Annotated in this window: 21 protein-coding genes and 1 pseudogene; 16 read left to right on the top strand and 6 right to left on the bottom strand. The window is 28.4% G+C overall.

Translation table 11 applies throughout. The annotated features are described in order from the left end of the window. Positions 1-35: 35 nt before the first annotated feature. From CDLVIII_RS18575 to CDLVIII_RS18560, 5 genes are all read left to right on the top strand, one after another. On the top strand, positions 36-356 hold the full coding sequence (locus tag CDLVIII_RS18575) for a hypothetical protein (protein WP_242835755.1): 321 nt from the start codon (positions 36-38) through the stop codon (positions 354-356). Positions 357-586: 230 nt separating this feature from the next. Then, positions 587-739: a hypothetical protein gene (locus CDLVIII_RS31440; protein WP_009171007.1), complete on the top strand. Its 153-nt coding sequence runs from the start codon at positions 587-589 to the stop codon at positions 737-739. A gap of 3 nt (positions 740-742) precedes the next feature. Continuing rightward, the gene (locus CDLVIII_RS18570) at positions 743-2008 is read left to right on the top strand and encodes a radical SAM protein (protein WP_009171006.1); all 1266 of its coding nucleotides are present in this window, start codon (positions 743-745) and stop codon (positions 2006-2008) included. Further along, positions 1996-2334 carry a hypothetical protein gene (locus tag CDLVIII_RS18565; RefSeq protein ID WP_035301842.1) on the top strand — a complete coding sequence of 113 codons (339 nt, stop codon included), beginning with the start codon at positions 1996-1998 and terminating at the stop codon, positions 2332-2334. The genes CDLVIII_RS18570 and CDLVIII_RS18565 overlap by 13 nt, the downstream gene beginning before the upstream one ends. Further along, complete coding sequence (locus tag CDLVIII_RS18560; RefSeq protein WP_009171004.1) at positions 2315-5479, top strand: DEAD/DEAH box helicase; 3165 nt, start codon at positions 2315-2317, stop codon at positions 5477-5479. The genes CDLVIII_RS18565 and CDLVIII_RS18560 overlap by 20 nt, the downstream gene beginning before the upstream one ends. Before the next feature lie 96 nt (positions 5480-5575). On the opposite strand, the gene CDLVIII_RS18555 is transcribed toward CDLVIII_RS18560, so the two are convergent. Beyond that, positions 5576-5980, bottom strand: a complete 405-nt coding sequence (locus CDLVIII_RS18555; protein ID WP_009171003.1) for a (deoxy)nucleoside triphosphate pyrophosphohydrolase — start codon at positions 5978-5980, stop codon at positions 5576-5578. Between the two features lie 188 nt (positions 5981-6168). On the opposite strand from CDLVIII_RS18555, the gene CDLVIII_RS18550 reads away from it, so the two are divergent. From CDLVIII_RS18550 to CDLVIII_RS18540, 5 genes are all read left to right on the top strand, one after another. Then, positions 6169-6486: a nucleotide pyrophosphohydrolase gene (locus CDLVIII_RS18550; RefSeq protein ID WP_035302434.1), complete on the top strand. Its 318-nt coding sequence runs from the start codon at positions 6169-6171 to the stop codon at positions 6484-6486. 182 nt (positions 6487-6668) lie between these two features. Beyond that, entirely contained in the window at positions 6669-6758 is a 90-nt protein-coding gene (locus tag CDLVIII_RS32605; protein ID WP_278245857.1) for a DNA/RNA helicase domain-containing protein, read from the top strand. A gap of 151 nt (positions 6759-6909) precedes the next feature. Continuing rightward, a complete protein-coding gene (locus CDLVIII_RS32155; protein WP_242836047.1) occupies positions 6910-7071 on the top strand; it encodes a DUF2075 domain-containing protein in 162 nt (53 codons plus the stop codon). A 47-nt stretch (positions 7072-7118) separates the two neighbouring features. Continuing rightward, positions 7119-8690: an ATP-binding protein gene (locus CDLVIII_RS18545; protein WP_009171001.1), complete on the top strand. Its 1572-nt coding sequence runs from the start codon at positions 7119-7121 to the stop codon at positions 8688-8690. Positions 8691-9210: 520 nt separating this feature from the next. Next, positions 9211-11394 (top strand): N-acetylmuramoyl-L-alanine amidase family protein, encoded by a 2184-nt coding sequence (locus tag CDLVIII_RS18540; protein ID WP_009171000.1) that lies wholly within the window; start codon positions 9211-9213, stop codon positions 11392-11394. 142 nt (positions 11395-11536) lie between these two features. Here the strand turns inward: CDLVIII_RS18540 and CDLVIII_RS18535 are convergent, their stop codons facing one another. After that, positions 11537-12442: a carbon-nitrogen hydrolase family protein gene (locus CDLVIII_RS18535; RefSeq protein WP_009170999.1), complete on the bottom strand. Its 906-nt coding sequence runs from the start codon at positions 12440-12442 to the stop codon at positions 11537-11539. A gap of 408 nt (positions 12443-12850) precedes the next feature. On the opposite strand from CDLVIII_RS18535, the gene rpsU reads away from it, so the two are divergent. From rpsU to CDLVIII_RS30810, 3 genes are all read left to right on the top strand, one after another. Continuing rightward, positions 12851-13027, top strand: a complete 177-nt coding sequence (rpsU, locus tag CDLVIII_RS18530; RefSeq protein WP_008418503.1) for a 30S ribosomal protein S21 — start codon at positions 12851-12853, stop codon at positions 13025-13027. 307 nt (positions 13028-13334) lie between these two features. Continuing rightward, complete coding sequence (locus tag CDLVIII_RS18525; protein WP_009170998.1) at positions 13335-13964, top strand: YkgJ family cysteine cluster protein; 630 nt, start codon at positions 13335-13337, stop codon at positions 13962-13964. Between the two features lie 25 nt (positions 13965-13989). Next, positions 13990-14223, top strand: a complete 234-nt coding sequence (locus CDLVIII_RS30810) for a hypothetical protein (protein WP_009170997.1) — start codon at positions 13990-13992, stop codon at positions 14221-14223. Positions 14224-14257: 34 nt separating this feature from the next. Here the strand turns inward: CDLVIII_RS30810 and CDLVIII_RS18520 are convergent, their stop codons facing one another. The 3 genes from CDLVIII_RS18520 to CDLVIII_RS18510 all read right to left on the bottom strand — a co-directional run bounded on the left by CDLVIII_RS18520 (position 14258) and on the right by CDLVIII_RS18510 (position 16056). After that, positions 14258-14791, bottom strand: coding sequence for a hypothetical protein (locus tag CDLVIII_RS18520; protein ID WP_009170996.1), 534 nt, complete (start codon positions 14789-14791; stop codon positions 14258-14260). A 32-nt stretch (positions 14792-14823) separates the two neighbouring features. Then, on the bottom strand, positions 14824-15357 hold the full coding sequence (locus tag CDLVIII_RS18515; protein WP_009170995.1) for a hypothetical protein: 534 nt from the start codon (positions 15355-15357) through the stop codon (positions 14824-14826). A gap of 519 nt (positions 15358-15876) precedes the next feature. Next, positions 15877-16056: a hypothetical protein gene (locus CDLVIII_RS18510; RefSeq protein ID WP_009170994.1), complete on the bottom strand. Its 180-nt coding sequence runs from the start codon at positions 16054-16056 to the stop codon at positions 15877-15879. A 342-nt stretch (positions 16057-16398) separates the two neighbouring features. On the opposite strand from CDLVIII_RS18510, the pseudogene CDLVIII_RS18505 reads away from it, so the two are divergent. The 3 genes and pseudogenes from CDLVIII_RS18505 (at position 16399) to CDLVIII_RS18495 (ending at position 19786) form a co-directional block, all read left to right on the top strand. Next, positions 16399-18009: pseudogene (locus CDLVIII_RS18505) on the top strand (AAA family ATPase). Positions 18010-18260: 251 nt separating this feature from the next. Next, positions 18261-19112, top strand: a complete 852-nt coding sequence (locus tag CDLVIII_RS18500) for a leucine-rich repeat domain-containing protein (protein WP_009170993.1) — start codon at positions 18261-18263, stop codon at positions 19110-19112. Positions 19113-19522: 410 nt separating this feature from the next. Further along, positions 19523-19786 (top strand): hypothetical protein, encoded by a 264-nt coding sequence (locus CDLVIII_RS18495; protein WP_009170992.1) that lies wholly within the window; start codon positions 19523-19525, stop codon positions 19784-19786. A gap of 102 nt (positions 19787-19888) precedes the next feature. Here the strand turns inward: CDLVIII_RS18495 and yaaA are convergent, their stop codons facing one another. Further along, a complete protein-coding gene (gene yaaA / locus CDLVIII_RS18490) occupies positions 19889-20629 on the bottom strand; it encodes a peroxide stress protein YaaA (RefSeq protein WP_035301841.1) in 741 nt (246 codons plus the stop codon). Between the last annotated feature and the right edge of the window lie 187 nt (positions 20630-20816).

The raw sequence follows: 20816 nt of genomic DNA, 5'->3' as shown, positions 1-20816 counted from the left end.
ATACTATAAGCTCGAGATTGAAGAGTGGCGTAAGCTTGAAAGCAAAATGGAAATATCAAATCATTCTACTAGAATTCCTTGCTTATGTAGAAGATTCAACAGATGATACAATACAAGGTGCTAAAGGGAATCTTGTGAAAACCATACATAAAAGGGTGCAAGAAGTTAAAAATGATATTTCAATGGAGGTGGAATTTATGACTTTATTAGAAAGAGATAGGGAGAAAATTGAAGAAGGTAAGGAAGAAAAAGCCTTAGAAATAGCAAAAGAAATGCTAAAGGATAATGAACCAATAGAGAAAATAATTAAATATTCAAAGCTTAGCAAGGAAGAAATTTTAAAAATTAAGACTTAAAAACTTGAAACGCAAAAAGCTATCCAGAAAAGGATAGCTTTTTTCATTTAGATAAGAACTTATGTGCATATATTATTTGCCTAATTGGAAATAATTATAGTATAGGCATATGATTACTTAAACATTTATCAGCCAATTTAAAAATAAATCAAATTAAGATATAATAGAATTATCTATTAGTAAATATTGATTACTCATTTTAAATTTTTAATTATAAAGGGGGACATAAAATGAATTTTGAATTGGTGGAAATTAGTGATAATAATGTTAGTGGAGCTTGTTTTCCAGACTTTTTTGACGATTGTAATCCGACTGAAGAACAAGATTGTATGCCAAATGGGTATCCAGATCCAGAGCCAGATGATGGAGAGGATATATACTAGGATATGAAAAGCTATTTTGTACTAAATGAAAATGTAATATTAATTCAAGGGGCAAAGCGTGGTTTACTTCAAGATTTAAATTGCAGTAGACTTTTTTCTATAGATAGCAATTCAAAATATTATCTAAATAGGCTTTTAAATGGTGAATCTGTGGAAAAGGTTTTAGCAGAATTGACACCAGAAGAAAACAATAGATTTAAAAAATATTTGGATTTACTCATTAGTAAAAACTTGGGGTATTATTCCAGTGAAAAAACAGTTTCTGGAAATTATACTAAGGAAAAGGTTATTGATAGAAAATTATCTACTGTATGGTTTGAATTACGAAAAGCTTGCAATTTAAATTGTTGCCATTGTTATATGGATTGTAATAGTAGCAGCGATAAAGGTTTAAATTTATTAAATGTTGAGGATTGGAAAAGAATAATCAATCAATTGAAGAAATTTAAACCTAGAAAAATAATTTTAATTGGTGGCGAACCACTATTATTTAATGGGATTATAGATATTATAAATTATTGCAAAAAAATATGTTCGGAATCAGAATTAATACTTTACTCAAATTTGACTTTATTAACAGAAAAAATAATACAAGCCATTGTATCAAATAAGGTTAAAGTAATCACATCAATTTATTCAAATAAAGCAGAAATTCATGATAAAATAACTAGAAAAGATGGAAGTTTCAATATTACAATATCAAATATAAAGAAGTTGAAAGAATTTGGAGTTTATGTTAAAGCTAATAGCGCAGTAATGAGTTATAATTTTAATGATATTTCAGAAATACAAGATTACATATATGAATTAACAGGAGTTCGCAGCAAAATAGACATAGTAAGAGATGTTGGAATATCTAAAAAAAATTTAATTCCATCGGAATTAGAAACTAAATTTCAAAGAATTAGAAATAAACCTAATTTTAAGCCGGTAAATGAATCACAGTTTTTAAAAAATTACTCTGGAAATAGCTGTTGGCAGGGAAAGATAAACATTACCTGTGATGGGTATGTTTCTCCATGCATAATGGGAAATGATTTTATAGACAAAAGGTTTAATATTAGAATAAATGATATGAATAATATTATTGATGACTATTTGATTACAAAATTTTGGAGTGTCTCAAAAGACTTTATTAATGAATGTAAGGATTGTGAATATAAATATGTTTGCAATGACTGTAGGCCAATATGTACTGAAAATGGAGATATTTATTCTAAAGGAAAAATGTGCAATTATAATCCATATTTAGGTGAATGGAAAAAGTAGCTATGCTTTGGCAAAAATCATTTCCCATTATTAAATATTATTCAATAAATAAGATAATAGATGACAGCATAGTAATGTCAGAGATTGAAGAGTATGATGAAAATAATACAATATATAATTTTACTAGGTACAAACTAAATTTGTACAGCGGTTATATTTTTATAAGTATAAATTTAGAAGAAGAGATGATTACAATGATTAAGCTGAGATTTTATATATTTAAAAAGTCTCAGCTTTATTATGTTATACTAATAATTGTAAACATAATTTTTACAATTTATAGTGTTAAAAAATGGTGGTGGGATTTTGAAAGAAGGAATTTATGAGCAAGTAATTAATAATAAAATAATAAATGAATTAGAAGCTTTAGATATAAATAACCTTTTAATATCAAAAGAAAATATCGATAACGAAGAAGCAAAAGTGATTTTATCTCAGTATATTGAAGGTGTAATAAGAAAATCTCTAAATTATATAAGAGATAAAGAAAAAGAAGATAATGATAAGCTCTTAAAGCAAATTGAAGTTTGTAATAAGATCATTAATATTTTGGCGAAGGAATCTAATGAGGAAGATATTAAAAAATATAAGATTGATGAAAGTGGAGAGCTTTTAACTTCTCTTTATTTAAAGATAAATAATAAGAGAGCTTTAAGTAATGGAAAAGCTGTAAGACCTATGACTTCAATTTCTCAAAGTTCTTTATTTACTGGTTCTATTATGGAACCTAATATGCTTAGTGAGCTAAATAGGGAAATTCTTTCTTGTGATTCAATAGATTTACTTATATCTTTTGTTAAGTGGAGTGGTCTTAGGTGTATTATTGATAGTTTAAGGGAAGCAACTAACAATGATAAAAAACTGAGAATAATAACTACCTCATATATGGGAGCAACGGATGCTAAAGCTATTTATGAATTAAGCAAACTTCCTAATACGGAAATTAAAATATCTTATGATACTGAAAGAACGAGGCTTCATGCAAAAGCTTATATGTTTAAAAGAGAAACAGGATTTACTACTGCTTACATAGGGTCATCTAATCTTTCAAATGCTGCTTTAACTTCTGGACTTGAATGGAACATAAAAGTTACAGAAAGAGATTCTTTTGATATTATAAAGAAATTTGAAGCTACTTTTGAAAGTTACTGGAATGATTCGGAATTTATAAGTTATTTAGGAACTGATAGTGATAAGGAAGTTTTATCTAAGTCTTTAATGAAAGAAACGTATTCTAATGAAACTGAGTTTAATTTTATCTTTGATATAAAACCTTATTCTTATCAAAAAGAAATACTTGAAAAACTTAAAGTTGAAAGACAAATCTTTAAGAAGTATAAGAATTTAATAATTGCAGCTACAGGTGTTGGAAAGACTGTAATTTCAGCTTTTGATTATAAGGATTTTTGCAAGGAAAATAGGGGTAACAATAATAAATTACTATTTGTAGCTCATAGAGAGGAAATCTTAAAACAAAGCAGAGATACTTTTAGGGCTATACTCAAAGACAATAATTTTGGAGATTTAATGGTTGGAAATAATATTCCTACTTCTTTTGAGCATTTATTTGTTTCTATTCAAAGTTTAAATAGCAAAAATTTATTTGAAGTGAGCTCATGCGATTATTATGATTTTATTATCGTAGATGAGTTTCATCATGCAGCAGCTCCTTCATATCAGAGATTGCTAGAATATTATAAGCCTAAGATTTTATTAGGTCTTACAGCAACACCTGAAAGAGCAGATGGAGGGGATGTTTTTAAATATTTTGATGATAGGATTAGTGCTGAAATTAGATTAAGTGAAGCTATTAACAGAAAGCTACTAAGTCCATTTCAATATTTTGTTGTTACCGACAATATTGATTTATCTACGCTTAAATGGGGAAGAAGAGGTTATGATATTAAAGAATTAAGTAACATTTATACAGAAAATGATCTTAGAGTAAAGCAAATAGTTCAAAGTCTTAAAAATTATGTTACAGATTTAAGTGAAATAGTCGGACTTGGATTTTGTGTTAGTGTTGAACATGCTAAATTTATGGCAAAAAGCTTTAACGAAAATAATATACCATCAATAGCTTTACATAGTAATAGTGAAGATAATGAAAGAGCTGATGCTAAGAGAAAATTAGTAAATGGTGAAATAAAGTTTATTTTTGTAGTAGATTTATATAATGAAGGTGTCGATATCCCTGAAATCAATACAGTTTTGTTCTTAAGGCCAACTGAAAGCTTAACAGTATTTTTACAGCAATTAGGAAGAGGTTTAAGATTAAGTGAAGGCAAAGAATGTTTAACAGTATTAGATTTTGTGGGGCAAGCACATAAGAATTATAATTTTGAAGAAAAGTTTAGAGCACTCATTGGTAAAACTAATCATCCAATAAAAGATTATATAGAAAATGGATTTTTAACTTTACCTAAAGGCTGTTATATTCAGCTTGAAAAACAATCAAAAGAATATATTTTAAGAAATATAAAATCCTCAGCTAATAACAAAGCAAATTTAATAGTTAAATTAAAGAACTTCGTATTAGAGACTGATATGGAATTAAGTCTAGAAAACTTTTTAAACTATTATCACTTATCATTAGCAGACTTTTATGGGAAATCAGGTGATAGAAGCTTTAGTAGAATGCTGGTTATAGCAGGCTTAAAAGAAGAATTTTATGAAGAACAAGAGAAAGAAATAACAAAAAAATTAAAGAATTTATTTAATATTAATTCTAGAAGGCTTATAAATTTTATATTAAATGTATTTAACAATAATGATATCTATAATAATGATTTAAATGAAGAAGAAATTCTTATGTTAAATATGTTGTATTACACGTTTTATAGTGATTCACCAGCAAAGCAAGGTTTTAAATCAACAAAAGAAGGAATCGTTAGCTTATTAAAAAATGAAAATATGATTAAGGAAGCCATAAGTATATTATCCTATAATTATAACAATATCGATTTTATTGATGAGACAGTAGAGCTTGGTTTCCCTTGCCCTTTAGATTTGCATTGTGAATATTCAAGAGATCAAGTTATGGCAGCACTTGGATATTTTAATGAAAATAAAAAGCCTGCTTTTAGAGAAGGTGTAAAATATTTTGAAGACAAAGCTTTAGACATATTCTTTATTACCTTGAATAAAAGCTATAAAGATTTTTCGCCATCAACTCTATATGAAGATTATGCGATTAACGAAAACTTATTTCACTGGCAAAGTCAAAGTACAACTTCTGTAGAAAGTACCACAGGAAAGAGATATATAAAACATAAAGCACTAAATAGTAAAGTAGCTTTATTTGTTAGAGAAAATAAAGATAGAGATGGAATAACTGCACCATTTACATATTTAGGTTTATGCGAATATGTTAGTCATACTGGAAACAAACCAATAAGCTTTGTATGGAAGCTAGAGAAAGAAATACCGGCTAAAATTATAAATAAGGCTAATAAGAGTATTGTTATTTAAGAATAAATTATAACAGTTTCAATGCCATTGATGAAAAATAATTATAACATTTGAGATTTGTTATTTTCTTTCATGTATCTAATGTAAAAAATCATGCTAAACAATAGTATGATTTTTTACTAGTTCCAGTACAGCAGGAATATCTGCAGGAGCCCATTTCAAAGAAAGCAGGCTTTCGGGTTTGAGCCACAATAAAGCTGCATGTTCATTGGCTTTGGGATAACCATTTACTAATTCGCAATTTGTTGTTATTAAATTTACAATAAAATCATCATATTCATGTTTATTTTCATTATGTATATTAATATATCGTACTTTACAGTTTAATTCTTCAAAAATTTCTCTTTCAATAGCTTCTTTTGGGGTTTCATTATTCTCAATTTTACCACCTGGAAACTCCCAGAGATTTGGTGATTTCATAATAGGAGAGCGTAAAGCACATAAAATTTCTTCGTTTTCATTTCTTATAATTGCAGCAACAACATTAATAGTTTTTTTCATTAATAACACCTCAAGGTTATTTTATAGTATATAGAATCTATTTTCAAATATAATGAGTTTTATAATATTGAGAAATATTTATGAAATTTATTTTAGGCACATGGACTTGTTATTTTTTTGAATGTGCCTTATGTAATATATGCTATAATAAACATAAAAACTGGAAAATTACAGAAAGAGTGATCAAAATGAAAGAAACAATAAACAGAATAAGAAAATTTCGAACAGACCGTGATTGGGATCAATTTCATACCCCAGCTAACCTATCTAAAGCAATATCCATAGAAGCAGGAGAGCTTTTAGAAGAATTCCTATGGGATGAAAATAATTATAATAAAGAACATGTTTTAGAAGAACTCGCAGATGTTATGGTTTACTGCATACATATGTCTGATTCATTAGGTGTTGATTTGGAAACAATCATAAATAGTAAAATGGATAAAAACGAAGAGAAATATCCTGTAGAAAAAGCTAAAGGTAACAGCAAAAAGTACACACAATTATAAAAGCAGCTATGCACTTATGAAAAGAGTAGCTGTGCTACAATACAGAACTTTTCTGCAATCAAGATCATTTTACAATTATAAAATCGCAACTAAGAACTTCTCACAATTATATGAATAAGTATGATATAGAATTTCCAGAATATGATTTTAAAATAAAGTAGAATTTAAGCAATAGCTCTACTTTGGCAATAGATAAGGAGTCAGTTAATGAATGTGGGTGTATCCATACCTGCCAAGGTCTTGAATTTGAATATGTCGGGGTAATAATTTGACAGGATTTACGTTTCGAAAACGGAAAGATAGTAACTGACTTCTACAAAAGATGATAGGACCATAAAGGGAAGTTAAAAGTTATATAAGGAAGATAAAGATAAAGCTTTCAAGATAAGTGATGAATTTATTAAAAATACTTATAGAATACTCATGACAAGAGGTCTTAAGGGATGTTATATATGGTGCGACGATAAAGCACTTTCTGATTATTTTAAGGAAAGTATTAATTTCTTTAGAAGACAAATTGGGATTAAGAAAATTGAAGCTGTAGTTTTAGAAAAAGAGTATGTATTAAGCCTCTTCAATGATTAATACTTGCTTTTGAATTTAGTATAAATATATTGTTAGGAGAATAGAAAATGAACTTAAATGTTGATTCAGATAATTTTGAAATAAAGAGAGAATTACTTATTAAAGTGGATACAGATGGAGTAATTAAATCTATTTCTAAAAACTGTTATAGAATTTTAGGATTTATGCAAAATGAAATTCTAAATACTAATATTGATAAATTTTTAGGTTATAGCTTTGATGATTTATTATCACGTGAAAGTTTCGAGACTTTAGTTTTAAAAAAAGATGGTAACCAGTTAATTTTTGATGTTGTCTCTAAACCTGCTTTTAATGATAGTTCTAAAATAGTTGGAGCATACCTATCTCTTATAGATATAAGCAAATATCTTTACATTGAAGAGAGATATAATCAACTAATTAAAACATGTGAAAAAACTAAGGACGTTTTTTTTACACTTCAAATTTTACCAGAATCTAAGTTTATATATGTTGGCCCTTCAATGAAAGATATTTTAGGGTATGACCTAGAAATATATTATACTGACGCTAATTTTGCATTTGGAATTGTTCATCCTGACGATTGTAATATACAAAGATCAAAAGTAGATAAAAACTCGGATTTTTCCAAAGCTTTTTGTGTAAGATTTAAGCATAAAGATGGGCATTATGTCTGGATAGAGGATTTTTTAGTTCCTACATATAATGAAAATGGGGATTTAGTATCTATATCAGGATTTAGCAGGGATATTACAGAAAGAAAAAATTTAGAAAAAATGCTAGAGGAACAAAATAAGTTATTAGAAATGGATGTTACTGCGGAAATAAAGGCGAATAAAATCATGGAAAAGACATTAAAATCGCAGGAAGAGTTATTAGTTAATATATCTCACGAACTTAAAACTCCATTAAATGTAATTTCTGCAACGGCTCAGTTATTAGAAATGTATTATATGAATGATTCAATAATAAATAAAAAGGATACACTTATTAAACATGTTAAATCAATAAAGATAAATACCTATAGGTTATCAAAGCTTATTAACAACATAGTGGACTCGTCAAAAATAGAAGCAGGATTTTTTGAACTTAATCTATTAAATGTGAATATAGTTAATGTCGTAGAAGAAATAGTCATGTCAGTAACCAATTATGTTAAAATTAAAGGCTTAAATATTACTTTTGATACGGATACAGAAGAAAAGATTATTGCATGTGATCTAGAAAAAATAGAGAGAATAATGCTAAACCTTATTTCGAATGCTACAAAATTTTCAAATGATAATGGTGAGATATTTGTAAATGTTAAGGATATGGATGACTGGGTTGAAATATCAGTAAAGGATAATGGTATTGGTATTGAAGAGACAAAATTGGACATTATATTTGATAGATTTGAACAAGTAGATAAATCTTTATCTAGAAATACGGAAGGTACTGGGATTGGATTGAATCTGGTTAAATCTATTGCTCTATTACATGGTGGCAGTGTAAATGTTGAAAGTGAATATGGAAAAGGAAGTAAGTTTACTGTGACTCTTCCAGCTAGAGCAGTAGCTAAGGATAATATGATATATGATAGAAATATTAGAAACAAGGATGAACGCATAAGATTAGAATTTTCAGATGTTTATTTATAGTAAAAATATCTCAAATGACTGATGAAGAGCTTCGGCCTTATTATATAGTAGCAACCTCCGTCGTTCAGACCTCGGAAACTCCTCAAAGGTTCATAAGTTACCAAGTACAAGCAGTACAAAGAATTTAAAGTAATATTTTTAAAGCTAGCATTAGCAAAAAGCCATTCATAAAAGGATGGCTTTTTTACATTTATCAGTAGGTAAGTAGCTGATTTAGAAGAGTAAAATGCAATGCTAAAAATAACCTAAAGTAGAATTTAAATTAAAAATTTTCTGTTTTAGGTGTTCTTTATTAAATAGCATTAAAAAAATAAAAATAATATACGAATATTTAACTATTAATGATATAATTATACATAAAGTAAAATAAAACTCAGTTTAGTAGTTATGGTGTATAAATTGGTTTTAAATTGAAATACAGTAAATTTTAATAGTGCTTATTAGGGAAAAATGTAGGTATTATTTAGTGTTTAATGTATTAAGACACTATAAGTAATCATAAGAAAAGGGGAAATAAAAAATGAATAAATGCTTATCAGGCTTAGTAGCAGTAGCCGCAATAGGAGCTATTGGGGCCACGTCAATTCCAGCATCAGCGGAAACCGTAAATGACTTAGAACAGGTAAAAACAGTAATAACTGAGGCTATGAATGGTCTTACGTCTATAGGAGAGGATACAACAGAAACTGATATAAAAGATCTCTACAATGATCAGCTGAAAGACTCACCTTACAATACCAATGTAGATATATCATATACTACACCAGGCGAAGCAAGAATTAATATTGATATAACAGCAACTACAGAAAGTGCAGTTACAGTAGGTGAAACTACTACATCACAAGTTGTAGTGACTACTCCAGAAGAGGTGACATTGGACACTTTAACATTCAATAAACCAGTAACAACTACATCATCAGAAGTTACACCTCCAACAACAGGAGAAGAAACAACAACTGGGTCAGCAGTAACAGTGACAGAAGCAGAAGGTAAAGTTAATGATGCTCTTAAGAATCTTACATTATATAATAATTCTACTGGATATGATGTATATGAATGTATAAAAGATGCGATATATGATATGGATTTATATGGGGATATACATGGATTTACAATGACACCAGCCACAAATACTACACAAGGTTCAGCAACAGGAATAATTGTAGTTAAGGATAATAATGAAGAAATTATTGACAAGATACCTTTTAATCTAGTTGTTTTAAAGGGAACTTCATCTGGAAATGATGATGAGTATGATGAAAGATATGCTAAATTAGATGCTGAATTAGATAACATTGAAAAAGCAATTAATAAATTAAAGATAACAAATAATACAACTATTGATGATGTTAAGGATTATGCAAACAACGCACTTACTGATAAAAATTTGAAGCTGACAATAAATGATTTTAACTTATATCCTTCAGTGGGTACACAAGTGGGAAATCTTAACTTTACAGTAAACCTTGTAGATCCTAGTAATAATTTAAGCAGAGATTATTATTATGGAATGGAAATTGATACAGCAGCTACAGCCAAAATAAGAGATTCAGTAAATAATTATTTAGCAGGTTTACAACCATCAAATAGTATGAATGAAGATGACATATTAGCAGGTATAGTTAAAGCTGTAAATGATGAAACTGTTAAAATTAGTATTAGTGATTTCTTTTTAATGAAAGCAACTGGAGTACAAGCATATCATACAGATGGTACAGGCTATTGTTATTTTTCAGTAGATCTTAATGATTCAAATCATAATGACATATGGATAGACTACGACGTATATGATATTAAAGCTACAGGCGGAACAGGTTCTTCAGGAAATTCAGGTTCTACAGGATCAACAGGAACTTCAAGTTCACCAAGTAGTTCTAGTTCTTCACATCACAATAGCTCAAGTAGTAGTTCGTCTAGCAGTTCTTCAAGTAGTTCATCTAGCAGTTCAACAAACAGTACATCTAATGCAGGAGCGGCAACAGGTGCTATAGCAAATCCAACTAGACTAGTGTCATTAAGCAATATGTCAAAAGAAGATGTAAAAGCAATTGAAACTAAAGTAGTAAGCAACATAACAGCAGTTATTGGAACAGGTGCAGTAGCGGGACAAACTAAAGAAGTTGTTACAGCAGATGGAGCTAAGGCATCTGTAACTACAATCACAAAGGATGGTAAGGTTACAGGAGCAGTTATAACAGCAGAAAATCCTAGTGCAAAAGTAGTTATTCCAGTAAGTAAGGAGCAAGCACCAGTTGCAGCAGTTTATAAATATGTACCTTTATTAGGTAAATATATACAAGTTCAAGATGCACTAATAACAGCAGATGCAATTACATTACCTGTACAAGCAAATGCAACATATGTAGCTTCACCAATAGTTATGCCTACAGCAGATACAATAAAACAAGGATGGGTACAAACTAATAATAACTGGTACATGGTAAATGCAACAGGTGATCCATTAACAGGATGGCAAAAGGATAATGTAGGCTGGACTTATATGTCATCATCAACTGGAGCTATGCAAACAGGCTGGGCACAGCTTGGAGGTAACTGGTATTACCTAAAGAGTAATGGATATATGTCAACAGGCTGGGTAAATGATGGAGATACCTGGTACTACTGTAAAGAGGATGGTTCAATGGCAGCTAATACAACAATTGATGGATATAGATTAGATGCAAATGGAGCATGGATAGGCTAAAAATAGAAATATAGAGAAAATAGATAAATAAGATAACAAAAATAAGCTGAGATTTTCATATATTTAGGGAATCTCAGCTTTATTTAAGTACATAAGTGTTCAGAAGATTATTTTAATTGTCGCTTATAATATTATAAACATTCTATTTTCCGTAATTTGAATCATTGATGGTATCTTCAAACATACTAACATATTTGTCAGGTCTCCAATCAGTACCATTAACACTAGGGTTATGTTTGAATAAAAATCTTGTAGCAAGTGATAAATCAATTGTTGCAGTAAACATTTCTGATTCATCTGCAATTTCATCAGTGAACTTATGACCAGCATAATAATAAGGTTCCCATGTTTTTCTGCTTGGGCCTATTATGCTGCTTCCTCCCCAAAAGTAATTATATACGTCTAAACCACCAAGATTTGCAGAAGCAATATAAATACCTTCTCTAATTACAGCAGCTTCAAGAGTTGTTGTACCTAGAGCCTTTCCATGACATTTTGCAAGTGCAGTACTGTTTATATATAATCTACAGCCTTTAGATGCATAATAGCGCATTAATTCAGGGAAACAATAAGAATCATAGCATATAGCACAACCTATAGGGCCCCAAGGGGTATCTAATATGAATGGTTTATCTCCTCTGGTTGCCCAATTTGGCTCAGGAGCAGGAAGATGCATTTTTCTATAAGAACCAACTAGTCCATCAGGAGAGAATATTGCTAAGGCATTGTATATTATAGTTGAATCATCAGCATCCCTTTCTGGCATTCCAAAGATTACATAAATATCATATTTTTTTGCTAAAGCTTCTATTTCATTAGTTGATGGTCCTGGAATTGTTTCAGCCAATAATGTCTGCATTTTATCCTTTTTATCCTTATCAGATTCATCATCATAACCAGTTAAACACATTTCAGGAAAAACAACAAAATGACTGCCTTTTTTAGCTGCACATTCAATATATCCCTTGATTCTATTGAGATTTTTTTCCTTATCACCCCAAACTGAATTAAAAGTAACAACAGATAAATTAATAATATCTTTAACCATAATACGCCTCCGTTTTTTAGGTAAAAATTGATAAAATACAAAGAGGCACATAATGAAGAACTATCATTATGTACCTCTTTGTACCTTATATTTTTATTATATGCTTGTAAAATTTGGATGTCAATTGGAGTTATATTAGCAAGGAGCATACTACATTGTTATTGATAAAATTGTTGAAGCAAATGAATGTAACTGTGAAATAATCCATGGAGAATATAAAAATTATTAAAAAAATGATATCAGAAAATCTCAGCTTTAATTATTTATAAAATAAGAAGCAAAAAATTGAATAAATAAGTTTAGTATAATTGACAGCATTTTAGTAAATGCTGTATAGTATAAGATGAGTTTATATTTGTAAATTATTTTATGATTTACAGTACAGTGCCAGCAGGGGAGGGATAAAGTATGTCAGAAATTAAAGTTGGAGAAAATGAATCTCTTGAGCAAGCATTAAGAAGATTTAAAAGAAAATGCTCAGCATCTGGAATCCTTTCAGAGGCAAAAAAGAGACAACACTATGAAAAACCAAGTGTTAAAAGAAAGAAAAAGTCAGAAGAAGCTAGAAAAAGAAAGTTTAAGTAGTAGATTATAAATTGTAGTTTTATCAATAATATTAATGATTATAATAAAAAACTATTTTGCTTATTGAAAAAGTAACTTCAACACTTTGTGTCTCGGAAGCATTTTTGGGGAAAACAAAAATTCGTAGATAAAATCGCTAAATTTATCTAAACATTGAAAGAACTAAAGTATTAGCCTAAAGTGGAAAGTATTTTTAAATAATTTCTACTTTAGGTTATTTTATTTATTTTAAGGAACTTAAATATTAACGAAATCCGAAAATATGAAACGTGTAAGAAAAAATAATTTAAAGTTGAGGGAATATATAATGAAATTACTATTTGATGTTGAAGGTAAAGTGAATTATGACAAAATTAATAAGAATACAACAGTTAAAGATGTATTAGATGCAGTTGACATATTTTTAAGCAATAATCCTCTTAATTGTAATGAATGTGAGGAGAGTTGCTGCAAAAAATCTTGGTCAGTAGAAATGGATAATATCTGTGTAAATAGATTGAGCAGTTGGAACGATGAGGAAGCTTTAAATTTTATACATGAAAAGCTAGTTAAAAAGAGAAATTATTATAGAGATTTTGATCAGTATGTATTAAATAAGAAAATGGACTGTAATTTCATAACAGAAACCAATCTATGCACTATTTATGAGGATAGGCCAATAATATGCAGGCTTTATATCTGTAGTGCAAGAAGTTATAGATATAACTTGATAAGAGAGCTAATAGGAAGTACATATTTAAATGCTCTTATATATGAAGAAGAAATTAGAAACAATAATTTCACAAATGAAACTATTAATCAGTATAAAGGAAATCCAGCAGTTTTTGCTAAAGACTACAATATGCTTCTGGAAAAAATATTTGATTATGCAGAAGATGAAGGTTGGCTTGATATTGATGAAAGAGAAGAATTGCATAAAGAAATAATCCTAGAATAAATTTTAGATTAACAAAATAAATTTTATGGTATATTTAAGTATTCAAAATTTATCTGAAAAAACTTATAAATGGGAATCTATAAAAAAAGTTATTAGTATAGATAACTATATTTTTATTACAACTTCTGTTCATGATGATATATTAATTCACATTAGTTCTTTTAAATTACCAGAACAAAAAAACTTGTTTCTAGATAATATAATTGAAAATACGAATTTAAATTTAGAATACAGATATCCTATTGGTATTCAATATTAATAGGATATCTGTTTGCTTACATTCTGTAAATTTTTTAACTATATGTTAGATATGTATCAATATAAGCTATCATTTGGTCACTTCTTGTCATGTTGAAATATATTGTTATCAGATAACTTGAATAGGATAGTTCTTTTGCTTCTGGTGTATTGCGTTGTAATTCTCCTACCAATAATTGTTGATATCTCAAACTTATAATATAACCACGAGCAATAAGTATAACTTGTTCTGAAAAAAATTCATCTGAAAGTGAACCTGTATACGTATTTATATGATTTTTTAGTTTTGCTATAATGGACTCCATTTGCTGAATGTAATTTCTAAGATGTTCATCTGCAGTTTGTAATTGTTCCTGCGATGAGCTGGCTCTTATATCAATCGTAGTCAAATTTTTCCGTATAGTTTTTATTTGCTCCAAATTATTGAGAATATCTTCTTTATTTTTTAAGTCAGTTACTTTAACGTTAAATGGTACAGTTTTAAGTGGAACCTCTGCATATGCTATATTAGGTATTATTAAAGTTATAAAAATTGTTAGTAGTATTAAACGTTTTAATTTTTGGGGCATTATTACTCCTCCTTTTATAGAACTTAAATTATTTAAGTAACCGTGAAATATGTTGAAATATTAGCGACAGTGTTATCACCCGATGTAATATAGTAATATGATCTTGCCATATAAGTTGAATAAAATAGTTTTTTTGCTTCATCTACATTGCTTTGTAATGCTCTTATCAATATTTGCTGTGCTTTTAAACTTATAATATAGTTATCAGCAACGGATATAATTAGTTCTGAAAAATATAAATCCGGAATAGAATCTGCATATGTAACTTTATGTTGCTCTAATATTGATTCAATCTCTCTAAACTGTTGGAGGTAAGTTTGTATATTTGAATATGTAGAACTCAATTCGTCGCTCGTTGAATCTTCTCTTATATCAATTACAGTTAAATCTTCCCTTATAGCCCTTATTTGTTCAAAACTATTGATAATCTCTTCTTTATTTTTTAAGTCCTCTACTTTAGGACCAATAGGAACTGACTGCGTTGGTGCTTGCGCATATGCTATATTAGGTATTGTCAGAGTGATAATAATTGTTAATAATATTAAGCGCTTTATTGTTGGTATCATTAATATTCCTCCTTTTTATAAAAATTTGTATTGTTTACAAAAGTTATTTCATAATCTATATTTAGTTATTTTCAAAATTTTATTCGACACAAAATTTAGTTTACAATCAGTTTTTTCTTAAAATATACATTATTAATATTTTATAGAATTATATCTATACTATATAAATTTTTAAAAGTATAAGAATAAATATGTAAATGAGCATAATACGTAGTGGTTAGATTTTAGTATTACAAACTTAGGAGGAATCAAAATGGGGTATGATAGATATATTAATCGGAGGAAATTAAATCAAGATGCAATTAATAAATAGATTTTAAATATGCACAGATAATGTAGATAGGAGTAAAATTGCAACCGTGTTTAGCTATAAAATTGCTAAGGACAGGTTGCAATTTTTTGTACCATTATGAATTAAAAGGCAAAACCCCTGACATTAGTCGAGGGGTTTATGTATCTTCGATACCTAATATTTAAAATATAACAATTTTTATCCACTTGGATTTAGATATACTACAATTAAATTATATTTTTGGATTTTAACTTATTGATGCTTTGCTTAACTAAATAAATTGCTTCGGACTCACTTTGTCCCTTATGCTTTATTTCATTATCACCTATCCTTGCAATTGCCTTATATGGGTATTGATTTTCATTGTTCTGTATTACGATGATTTCATGTTCTCTATATTTTTCCATAAAGCATACCACCTTTAATGTATTTTATAATATTATACCATACTCTGAATATTTTGAATATTCTTTCTTTTGAAAATTTACCTGAAAAATAATAATTTTAGTGTAAGGTTAAATATATAAACATTGTATTTAAATGAAAAGAAATATCCAGTTGAAAAAGCTAAAGGAAATGTAATGGCTATAATTATTGAGCTATTAGGAGTGTTATTTTGGTTCAAAATGTATGCATCTAAGATAATGACAGGTTATTATATCCTTATATATGGTATAATAATTACTATATAAATACCCAATGGACGAATGTAGAAAATGAAATATAATTACAGAAAAGAGGTGCTGATTTTGAATAGAAGATTTAATACTACAGGTGTTTGCATTCCTCATTTGCATTATATGGTTGATATAACAAATAAGCTGACGCAAATAAAAAGTATGGTTTATAGAGGAGATTATTTCGTTATAAATAGGCCTAGGCAATATGGAAAAACTACTACAATGTATATGCTAGAACAAGAATTAAAAGATGAATATTTAGTTTTAAGCATAAGTTTTGAAGGTTTAGGAGACTTAATATTTGAGGAAGAAAAAACCTTTTCTAAAACAATATTAAAAGTCTTTGGAGATAGTATACAGTTTAATTACGAAGAATATTCATCTAAACTTTATGAAATGTCTGACGAGATTAATGATTTAAATGCTGTATCAAAAGCTATCACAAATTTTTGTAGAATTGTTAACAAAGAAATTGTACTGTTTATTGATGAAGTAGATAAGAGCTCTAATAATCAGTTATTTATGAGCTTTTTAGGAATGCTTAGAAATAAATTTTTATTAAGGCAACAGGGAAAAGATAAAACCTTTTATTCAGTAATTCTAGCTGGAGTGTATGATATTAAGAATTTGAAGCTTAAAATCAGACAAGATGATGAAAAAAAGTATAATAGTCCTTGGAATATAGCAGTAAATTTCAATGTAGATATGAGTTTTAGTTCAGATGAAATAAGCACTATGTTAAAAGAATACTCAGAAGATAAAAATGTGACAATTAATATTAAAGAAATTTCAGAAATAATTCATTTTTATACAAACGGTTACCCTTTTTTAGTAAGCAGGCTTTGTCAGATAATTGATGAAAACCAATTATTATGGAATGAAGAAAATATTAATAGATCAGTAAAAGAATTACTACAAGAAAATAATACACTTTTTGATGATTTAGTAAAAAATATTGAAAATAATAATGAATTTAAAGATTATATATTTGATTTAATAATTAATGGTACGGAAAAGACTTTTAATATTCATAATCCACTTATAAATTTAGGAGTTATATACGGATATTTAAAAAATATAGATGGAAGAGTAAAAATATCTAACAGAATATTTGAGCAAATGCTTTATAATTATTTCTCTTCCAAGCTTGAAAATAATACAGATATGTCAACTTATAATTTCAAAGAAAATTTCATAATTGATAATGGATTAGATTTTGAAAAGATAATTTTAAAATTCCAACAGTTTATTAAAGAACAATACAGTTCTATTGACTCAAAAGATAGGAAGCACCTATTCACATGCGTTCATAGGTGTAAGTTCCATAATCCAAAAACAAGTTTTTGAATGTCACTTAAGCGAGAAGGAAGGCTTCTTTTCCTAGCATTTATAAAACCAATAATAAATGGCATAGGGTTTGATTTCAAAGAAGTACAGATTTCTGAAGAAAAGAGACTTGATATAGTAGTTAGTTATCTTTCAAGTAAGTATGTAATTGAACTTAAAATATGGAGAGGAATTGAATACCACAAAAAAGGACTAAATCAGCTTAAGGACTATTTAGATATTCAAGGGTTAGATAAGGGATATCTTGTTGTTTATAATTTTAATAAAGATAAAGAGTATAAAGAAGAAATAATACACTATGAAGGAAAGGAAATGTTTGTGGTGTTTGTTTAGAACAATCACGATTAATCCAGCAATATTTGCTCTCAAATCTGTTATTCTGCACACAAGATAGACCTTTGACTATGGATTTATTATTGTACTAGTACTAACTGTAATGACAATATATTTAAGCAGATAACAAAAATAAGCTGAGATTTTCTAAAATTAGAAAATCTCAGCTTTAACTATTTTATGTAAATTTATGTTATAATATATATTAATAATGGAAAATATAGAAAAAGTTAAAAGGGGTATTAAGGATTATGAAAAAATCAAAATTAACAAAAGTAATTGCTATGTCATTAATAGCAGCTTCAGCACTAGGATTAAATCCAATAAAAGCAAGTGCAGAATGGAAGCAAAATAAAACAGGCTGGTGGTTTGAAGAAGGGGACTCGTGGGCGACTGGTTGGGAAAGAATTGATGGTAAATGGTATTATTTTGATTCACATGGTTATATGGAGCATAATAAAACTGTTGGTGGATATTATTTAGATACTAATGGAGCTTGGATAAATCTAACAACAACAAGCGATGGGTTGAAATTTGATAAATCAACTGGTACCATAGTTGGATATAGTGGAAGTAATACTGATGTAACTATACCAAGTGAAATTGATGGCGTGACAGTAACCCAAATAGGAGTAGGGGCGTTCTCTGGATCTAATAATCATACGCAGATAACAAGCGTAAAAATACCTGAAAGTGTAACAAGTATAGGAGTAGGTGCATTTGAATGGTGTAATTATTTAAAAACAGTTAATATACCTCAAAATGTTAAAAGTATAGAAGCTTCAACTTTTGATGGTTGCACACAGTTAACTAATATAACAATACCTAATGGGGTAACAAGTATAGGACAGGTGGCTTTTACAGGATGTACAAGCTTAACAAGCATAACGATACCAAATAGTGTAACATTTATAGGAAATATAGCTTTTAAAAAGTGCAACGGTTTAACATCAATAGATATACCAAGTAGTGTGACATATATTTCAGGGGGAGCATTTAATGACTGTATTAATCTAACAACAGTAAATGTGTCTAGTACTACCAAAATAGCAGCACATGTATTTGATAATAGTCCTAATGTAAAAATTAATACTGTAAATTAAATAAGTCAAAGAGTAAAATAGTAGTCTGTGTATGTACTGACAGCAATGTAGTAATTCCAGATAAAATTGATAATATTGTAATGACAGGTATAGGAGAGAATGCATTTTACAATTATCAAAACTACTCCTTTTTATTATATACATATGTCATGGTTGTTTCCATTTATGACTGGTACATTAACTGCCAAGATACATAGTTTGGATTTGAAGGATTCCAATGTATTCACTGGAGCGAGCTGGAGAATGTAAGGCGCTTCTATGAATTCTTTAAGAAGCATCAAGGAGAATTTAAAAAATGAGATTAATAATAAATTATTAGGATTGAGGCAGGAAAATTTCTAGGTATAATTAATGGATATATATGAAATTATATAATGTATGCACAAATATAAAAATAGGAGTGAGCACTGATGAAAATAGTTGATAAGTTGGTTCAGGTAATTACTACAACTGATGGAGCAGGTATTGTGAAACCTTTAAGCTTTTTTATCATTGATGATAGTGAAGCTGTAGATGTAATTAATGTAGAAAGGTTAGTGAGGAGGGATAAGGAAAAAATAGGTGGAGATTATGTATATACTTTTACATGTGAAATTATAAGAAATAATATGAAAATGCTTTGTGATTTAAGGTTAAATTTAAGTACAGAAGAATGGAGCCTTTATAGGATGTAATTGAAGTTTCATCTGATGTTTCTGTGAGATTCTATAGAATCCTTACTGACTCCCATAACTTCTGCACCTTTTTCTGAAAAAATTGGATATTTCTCCTTTGGCCTATTCCTTTAAAAAAACCATATTTTCATTGCTTGATGCGTCAATATTATATTTATAACCAAGTCTGTTAAAGTTTTTTATTTCTGATATTTTCTCAATCTTTTCCTCAGCCATATAACGGACAAGCTCACCTCTAGCCATCTTTGCTAAGGTTCCCTTTGTTATAATTTTACCTTCTTTATATTCACCAAAAGTACATGATATGAATTGCACTTTATCGTTTAGATAATTTTCAATGGATTTACTATATTCTTTAGATGCAAGATTTAGTACTATATCTGTATCCTCATATAGTTTCTGAAATATGTTATCTCCCCAATAATCATATAAATCTTTATAGCCTGAAAGCATGATTTTTGACTGCATTTCAAGACGGTAAGGTACTATGCCGTCAAGTGGTTTAAGAATGCCATAAAAGCCAGATATAAGATATAAATGGTTTTCGATATATTCCCATTCTTTAATATCAAATACATTTGGAGCCATATACTTATATTGAATTCCATCATAAGCTAATAATGCTGGGGTTAGTCTTTCAGTAAGGTTCATATTGGAAAAGTATTCAAAGCTTGTCTTAGCAATTTTATCATTGCATTTCCATAAAGCTTTAGCTTCCGTATAGCTTAGATTTTTAATATATTTCATTAAAAATTCAGCCTTATCTAAAAAACATGGCATGTTATTTATCTTAAATTCTGTATCTACATTCATCTTTTTGGCTGGTGATATAATAATTTTCAACATAATTCCTCCATATGTTAAATAAGTTTTTTCATATAAGACATTATATCTTAAATTTTAGGTTTATAAAACCTAGTAGGAGTGGGAATTATCTAATTAAGTTATATAGATAATATATATATGCTGCAATAATAAAATTACATTTATAATGGCTATAGGCAAGTAGATATCTAGATGTAAAATGCAT

The organism is Clostridium sp. DL-VIII, assembly GCF_000230835.1.
Taxonomy (GTDB): domain Bacteria; phylum Bacillota; class Clostridia; order Clostridiales; family Clostridiaceae; genus Clostridium.
This window is presented reverse-complemented; position numbering and strand designations above follow the sequence as displayed.